The sequence below is a fragment of the Micromonospora sp. ATA51 genome (assembly GCF_016802855.1).
Lineage (GTDB): Bacteria > Actinomycetota > Actinomycetes > Mycobacteriales > Micromonosporaceae > Micromonospora > Micromonospora sicca.
This window is the reverse complement of the sequence record NZ_JAEVHJ010000351.1, coordinates 1-6,610: the sequence shown is the minus strand read 5'-3', so window position 1 is coordinate 6,610 and position 6,610 is coordinate 1. Positions and strand designations below refer to the sequence as shown.

3 protein-coding genes and 4 pseudogenes are annotated in these 6,610 nt (G+C 74.0%); 4 read left to right on the top strand and 3 right to left on the bottom strand.

Annotated elements, in window-relative coordinates; translation table 11 throughout:
* Positions 1-275 (bottom strand): annotated as a pseudogene (locus JNW87_RS32635) (hypothetical protein); the annotation flags it as partial.
* A gap of 234 nt (positions 276-509) precedes the next feature.
* Here JNW87_RS32635 and metF point away from each other — a divergent pair.
* From metF to JNW87_RS32615, 4 genes and pseudogenes are all read left to right on the top strand, one after another.
* Positions 510-1,427, top strand: a complete 918-nt coding sequence (gene metF, locus JNW87_RS32630; protein ID WP_109805856.1) for a methylenetetrahydrofolate reductase [NAD(P)H] — start codon at positions 510-512, stop codon at positions 1,425-1,427.
* A 126-nt stretch (positions 1,428-1,553) separates the two neighbouring features.
* Positions 1,554-1,950: pseudogene (gene tnpA / locus JNW87_RS32625) on the top strand (IS200/IS605 family transposase); the annotation flags it as partial.
* On the top strand, positions 1,930-3,213 hold the full coding sequence (locus JNW87_RS32620) for a transposase (protein WP_236648671.1): 1,284 nt from the start codon (positions 1,930-1,932) through the stop codon (positions 3,211-3,213). The pseudogene tnpA and the gene JNW87_RS32620, both read left to right, overlap by 21 nt.
* A 54-nt stretch (positions 3,214-3,267) precedes the next feature.
* On the top strand, positions 3,268-3,957 hold the full coding sequence (locus JNW87_RS32615; protein ID WP_238455006.1) for a CDP-alcohol phosphatidyltransferase family protein: 690 nt from the start codon (positions 3,268-3,270) through the stop codon (positions 3,955-3,957).
* A 13-nt stretch (positions 3,958-3,970) separates the two neighbouring features.
* Here the strand turns inward: JNW87_RS32615 and JNW87_RS32610 are convergent.
* A pseudogene (locus tag JNW87_RS32610) lies at positions 3,971-5,457 on the bottom strand (phytoene desaturase family protein).
* 10 nt (positions 5,458-5,467) lie between these two features.
* Positions 5,468-6,591, bottom strand: a pseudogene (locus JNW87_RS32605) (glycosyltransferase).
* Positions 6,592-6,610: the final 19 nt, after the last annotated feature.

Below are 6,610 nucleotides of genomic sequence, written 5' to 3'. Positions count from 1 at the left end.
CGGCTGACCTCGTGCCGGGTCAGGGTGGGCACGCCGGAGGCGGCACAGAGCTCGGCGGCGATCCGCTGCTGACTCCAGCGGCGGGCCAGCCGCAGCTCGCCAGGGAGCCGAAGCTGCCGTTCCCAGCGGCTGACCTCGTGCCGGGTCAGGGTGGGCACGCCGGAGGCGGCACAGAGCTCGGCGGCGATCCGCTGCTGACTCCAGCGGCGGGCCAGCCGCAGCTCGGCCAGGAGCGGCCCGAGCAGGCGCGGGCCGGGTGGCGGGAACGGGGTCATCGGTCCTCCGGTGGACGTCGGCGCCGGTCGGGCGGCGCGGGCACCCGGACCGACGGACCGGACCCTCCGCGACGCGATCGTGCTGACCCCCGCGCGGCCCCCCGGGGATCGGCCACCGGCCGACCCCACCGCGCTGACCCATTTCTACCCCCGGGGTACGACGCTCCCGGCGGCCGCCGTCCGCCCGCTGGGAAGCTCATGGGTGCCTCGAGTGCCGACCGCTAGAGTCGGTACGTGGCGCTCGGTCTCCCCTCGGTCCTCCCGAATCCCCAGCCGGCGATCGGGGAGCTGATCCGTGTCGGCCAGCCGACCTTCTCCTTCGAGTTCTTCCCGCCCAAGACCGAGCAGGGGGAGCGGCTGCTCTGGCAGGCGATCCGCGAGCTGGAGTCGTTGCGCCCCTCGTTCGTCTCGATCACCTACGGCGCCGGCGGGTCGACCCGGGACACCACGGTCGCGGTGACCGAGCGGATCGCCACCGAGACCACCCTGCTGCCGATGGCGCACCTGACCGCGGTCAACCATTCCGTCGCCGAGTTGCGGCACGTCATCGGCCGGTTGGCCGGTGTCGGGGTGCGCAACGTGCTCGCCGTGCGGGGCGACCCGCCCGGCAACCCGGGCGGCGAGTGGGTGCCCCACCCGCAGGGCGTGCAGTACGCCGAGGACCTGGTCCGGCTGGTCCGCGACGCCGGTGACTTCAGCGTCGGCGTGGCCGCCTTCCCGTACAAGCATCCGCGCTCACCCGACGTGGCCAGCGACACCGCGCACTTCGTCCGCAAGTGCCGGGCGGGGGCCGAGTTCGCCATCACCCAGATGTTCTTCGAAGCCGACGACTACCTGCGGCTGCGGGACCGGGTCGCCGCGGCCGGCTGCGACACCCCGATCCTGGCCGGGGTGATGCCGGTGACCCAGATCGGCACCATCGAGCGGTCGGTGCAGCTCTCCGGGGCGCCGTTCCCGCCCGCGCTGGCGGAGCGGTTCGAGCGGGTCGCCGACGACCCGGAGGCGGTCCGCCTGCTCGGCATCGAGCAGGCCAGCGAGATGTGCGCGAAGCTGCTCGACGAGGGCGTGCCGGGGATCCACTTCATCACCCTCAACCGGTCCACCGCCACCCGGGAGGTCTGGCAGCACCTCCGGGCCGGCGCGCGGGTGTGACCACCCGTCCCGCCGACACCAGCAGCGCCCTGTCTACAGAGCTGGGGCGAGGGGCTGCCGTCTTCAGGCGGCAGGTGAATGGCTGTACTGGCCTCGCACTGTTAGTTGCGGCGCACATATGCTTGGATGGTGGCCGGGTATCAGACAAATCGGGGGGCGGCGTACAGCCTCAGCTACCACATCGTGTGGTGCCCGGAGCATCGCCGTCCGGTGCTCGTCGGCTCGGTCGCCGATCGCCTGCGGGACCTGATAGGGCACAAGTGTGACGAGCACGGCTGGTCGGTCCCGGCCCTGGAAGTCATGCCCGATCACGTGCACCTCGTCGTCCGGGCGGGACCCGACCGCCTCGCCTTCGTATGTGGCGAACCAGCTCAAGGGCTTTACGTCGCGGACGTTGCGTGAGGAGTTCCCCCACCTGCGTCGGCGGTTGCCGACGCTGTGGTCCCGGTCGTACTTCGTGTCGTCGGTCGGCACCGTGTCGACCGCGACCGTTGAGAAGTACATGGAGACGCAGTGGGAGAGGCCGGTGCAAGAGCGTCGCGTCGTGAAGGTCAACCGCGGGTACGTGCGTCGCCTCACCCTGACCCCCGAGCAGGCTGCCGCCCTCGATACTCAGGGCCACGCGGCTCGCGCGTTGTGGAACCTGCTGCACGCCTGGTGGACGTGGGGCGGGAAGGGCAGACGGCCGGGCCTCAAGCAGGCCGATGAAGCGATCCGGCAGGCCCGCGTCGACATTCCCTGGCTGGCGGACCTTCCCGCGCAGGCCGCGCAGCAGGTCCTGAAGACGTACGTGCGGGCGTGGAGGAACTGCTGGGAAGGTCGCGCGTGCGCGCCGGAGTTCAAGGGCCGCCTGCGGTCCCGCATGTCCGTCGACGTGCCGCAGGGCCGCGACCTCGCCGTCACCCGCCTGTCCCGCCACGTCGGACAGGTGCGCCTTCCGAAGGTCGGTGTGGTCCGGTTTCGGTGGTCCGGGTCGATCCCCGGTGTCGGCCGCGAGCCGGGACGCACCACCGGCGCCCGGCTGGTCAAGGACGTGCTGGGCTGGCACATCGTGTTCCGCACCGAAGTGGAGACCGGGACACCCGCGCCGCACCACGGGCCTGCGGTGGGCATCGACCGTGGCGTCAACGTCGCCCTGGCCCTGTCCGACGGCGCCGACCACACCCACGGGTCGTGGCTGCGGCCGAAGGAAGCCGAACGGCTTCTGCGGCTGGAGCGCAAGGCGGCCCGCCAGAGGCGGGCACGCAAGCCATCCGAGCGCACGTCGAACCGCCTGCACCGCACCTACGACCAGATCGCCGGGGTACGCGCGAGAGCCAAGCGCCGCCGCCACGACTGGCAGCACCAGACCACCACGGCCATTGCCGAGAAGTACGGCATCGTGGTGGTGGAACACCTGCGGGTCAAGAACATGACCCGCTCCGCGAAGGGCACCGTCGCCGCGCCGGGCAGCAACGTGCGGCAAAAGGCCGGGCTGAACCGGGTCATGCTGAACGAGGCCCACGCCCGCACCATCGACCTGCTGACCTACAAACTGGCCGAGCGCGGCGGGCAGCTGCGGAAAGTCCCCGCGGCGTACACGTCGCAGACCTGCTCGGGATGCGGACACCGCGACCCCCGCTCCCGCAACGGCGTCACGTTCACCTGCACCTCATGCGGCCACGCCGGCCACGCCGACACCAATGCAGCCCAGAACATTCTCCACGCGGCCGGACTTGGCCGTGTACGGACGTGGAGCCCCGCACCTGTGGGCCGTGAAACGTCAACCACCCGACGTGCCACATGACCGCCGTCGGGAATCTGCCCCCTTCAGGGGACAGAGGAAGTCAAGGTTGATCCCGTGGTGGGCACACAGCTGAACTGGGACCAGTACGCGACTGCGTGGGCGCGGCTGCACGGCGGGTTCGACCCGCGGGTGGCGGCGCCGGTGGTCCGCGCCTGGCTGCGCTTCGCCTACCACGTCGGGTACGTGCTGGGCCGGCTGCGGGTCGGCCCGACCCCGGTCACGGTGGTCGGCGTGCTGCTCTGCTTCTGCGTGCCGCTGTTGGTCGGGCGGTCGGGGGACGGGCCACTGCTCGGGGCGCTGTTCGTGCTGCTCGCCGCGGTGGCGGACAGCGTCGACGGCGCGGTGGCGGTGGCGACCAACCGGACCACCCGGCTCGGCTACGTCTACGACTCGGTCGCCGACCGGCTGGGCGAGGCCGCCTGGCTGACCGCGTTCTGGCTGATCGGCGCGCCGGGCGCGCTGGTTGCCGCCGCCGGCGGCCTCTCCTGGCTGCACGAGCACGTCCGGGCCCGGGCGGTCTCCGCCGGCATGCGGGAGATCGGCGCGGTGACGGTGGGGGAGCGCCCCACCCGGGTCTGCGTGGCCCTGGTCGGGCTGCTGGTCTCCGGGCTGACCGGGTTGATCGACGTGGATCTCATCGCCGGCACGATCACGATGGCCACCACGGTGTGGGTGCTGCTGGCCGGCTTCGGCCTGGGGCAGCTGCTCTCCGCCGTCCGCCGCGCCCTGATCGACGCCGACTGACCGGCCCACCCGGCTACCAGGCCGGGCCGATCTCCTCGGCGACGATCTGGGCGGACATGGTGACCATGGGCAGGCCGCCGCCGGGGTGGCTGGAGCCGCCGACCAGCCAGAGCCCGTGCGCCGGACCCCGGTTGGCCGGGCGGAGCAGCCCGCCCGCGGTGCCGTAGATCGTCCCGCCCGGCGCGCCGGTCGCCTCGTCCAGGTCGGCCGGGGTGCGGATCTCCCGGAACACCAGCCGGTCCCGTACGTCCACGCCCCGCTCGGCGAGCACGTCGAGGATCCGGTCGGCGTACGCCTCGGCGAGCCCCGGGCGTCGCCAGTCGACCGCGCCCGGGGCGGTGCCGTGCCGGGCGGCGTTGACCAGCACGAACCACGCCTCGTGCCCGTCCGGGCGGACCATCGGGTCGTCGGCGACGGTGACGAAGACCGTCGGGTCGACCGCCGGCCGGGCCCGGATCCCGCGCCCCGGGTCGCCGAAGACCGCGTCGAACTCGGCGTCGTGGTCGCGGGGGAAGAAGACGGTGTGGTGAGCCAGCCCGGAGTCGCCGCGTACCCCGAGCAGCAGCACGAAGCCGGCCAGGCTGCGGTCGGTCAGCCCGGCCAGCCGGCGGGGGCTGGGCAGCAGGTCCCGGTAGACGGTGAGCGCGTCGACGTTGGCCACCACCACGTCGGCGGGGACGGGCGCGGCGACGCCGGCGAGGCGTACGCCGTGGACCCGGCCGCCCGCGGCGTCGATCCGGGTGACCGTGGCGCCGGTCTGCACCACCACGCCGAGGTCCAGGCAGCGGGAGAGCAGCGCGTCCGCGAGGGTGCCCAGCCGCCCCGCAGGTACCAGCCGCCGAAGGTCAGCTCGGCGTAGGGGACGGCGACCAGGGCGGCCGGGGCCCGGCGCGGGTCGGCGCCGGTGTAGGTGGCGTACCGGTCGAGCAGCATCCGCAGCCGGGGGTCGGACAGGTGCTTGCGGCCCAGTCCGCGCAGGGTGCGGCCGGGCCCGATGGCGGCCAGGTCGCCCAGCCGCCAGGCCAGCGCGGCCAGGTCGCGGGGGGAGTCGATGGCGCGGCGCAGGACGTCCCGGTGCGACGCCTCCCAGACCCGGGCGGCGCGTCGCCAGAGTCGCTGCCAGTCGGCGGCGGCCCGGTCGCCGAGGGCCGCGCCGATCCGGGCGGCGAACTGGGCCGGGTCGGCGCAGGAGTCCAGGGTGGGCCCGTCGCCGGGGAAGACGTGCCGGACGATCGGGTCCAGCGGCGTCAGGTCGAGGTATTCGTCGAGCTTGGCCCCGGTCGCCTCGAACAGGTCATGGAAGACCTGGGGCAGGGTGAGCAGGCTCGGCCCGGTGTCGAAGTGGAACGACCCGGCCGGGGTGTCGTGGGCGTACCGGCCGAGCTTGCCGCCGACGGTGTCGGCCCGCTCGAAGACGGTGACCTCGTGCCCGGTGACGGCCAGCCGGGCGGCGGTGGCCAGCCCACCGACGCCGGCGCCGATGACCACGATCCGCGCCATGCCGTGCCTCCTAGCTGACCGGGCGGCCCCGCCAGGTCAGCCGCCGCCGCTTCCGCAGATGGTACGACCGCAGGGTCAGCCAACCGAGGACCACGACCGACACGGGGTGTGCCAGCGCGTCGGGCCAGGCCCGCCCGCCGGTGGCCCGGGCGCTGACCACCCGCCCGGCGACGCCCAGCAGGTATGCGATGAGCGCAACCATTGACACCGGTGGCGCCGTCGGGGCGAGCCCGACCGCGACCAGCGGGGGAGCCGTGTAGAGCAGGAGCAGCACGGTCACCACCGCGGCCGCCGCGACGGGGTGGCCGAAGGCGGCCCAGAGCGACTTGGTGTAGCCGTCGCGCAGCTGCGGCCAGCTCTCGTACATCCGGCAGGCGGCCAGCTCCGCGCCGTCGGCGAGGGCGATCCGACCGCCGGAACGCTTCACCGCCCGGGCCAGCTCGATGTCCTCCAGGACCTTGTCGGCGACCGCCGCGTGCCCGCCGGCCCGCAGGTAGCCGGCCCGGTCGACGACCAGGAACTGCCCGCCGGCCGCCGCCAGGGACGGCCGCGGCGAGCGTTCCATCGCCCGCAGCGGCAGGAAGGTCAGCCACAGCCACTGCAGCAGCGGCTGCACCAGCCGGTCGGCCACGCCGCGGACCAGGATCCGGGGGTACGGCGACAGCAGCGCCGCCCGGGCCGCCCGCAGTTCGGTCACCGCCGCCGCCACGGCGTACGGGGTGAGCACCACGTCGGCGTCGACGAAGGCCAGCACGGTGGCGCCCGGATCGGTGCGGGTGGCGAGCTGCCAGCAGGCGTGCGGCTTGCCCAGCCAGCCCGGCGGCGGGGCGACCCCGGTGAGCAGGGTGAGTCGCGTGTCGTCGCCGGCCAGCGCGCGCACCACGTCGGCCGTGCCGTCGGTGGACCCGTCGTCGAGCACCACGATCCGCAGCCCGGGCACGCCCCGCTGGGCCAGCAGCGCGCGCAGGCACGGTTCCACCCGGTCGGCCTCGTCGCGCAGCGGCAGCAGCACGCCACCGGTTCGGTCACCTCGACCGGACCGGCGTCGGGGCGGCGCAGCCAGCGGGTGGCGTTGACCCAGGTGTGCGCGGTGAGCGCGGCGACCGCGACGACGAGCGCGAGGACGGCGGTCATGCCGGCGCGTCGACACCGG

Bases quoted from the DNA above. Each gene is read 5' to 3' on its own strand.
- JNW87_RS32620 (WP_236648671.1), top strand. From the start codon at position 1,930: ATGGAGACGCAGTGGGAGAGGCCGGTGCAAGAGCGTCGCGTCGTGAAG.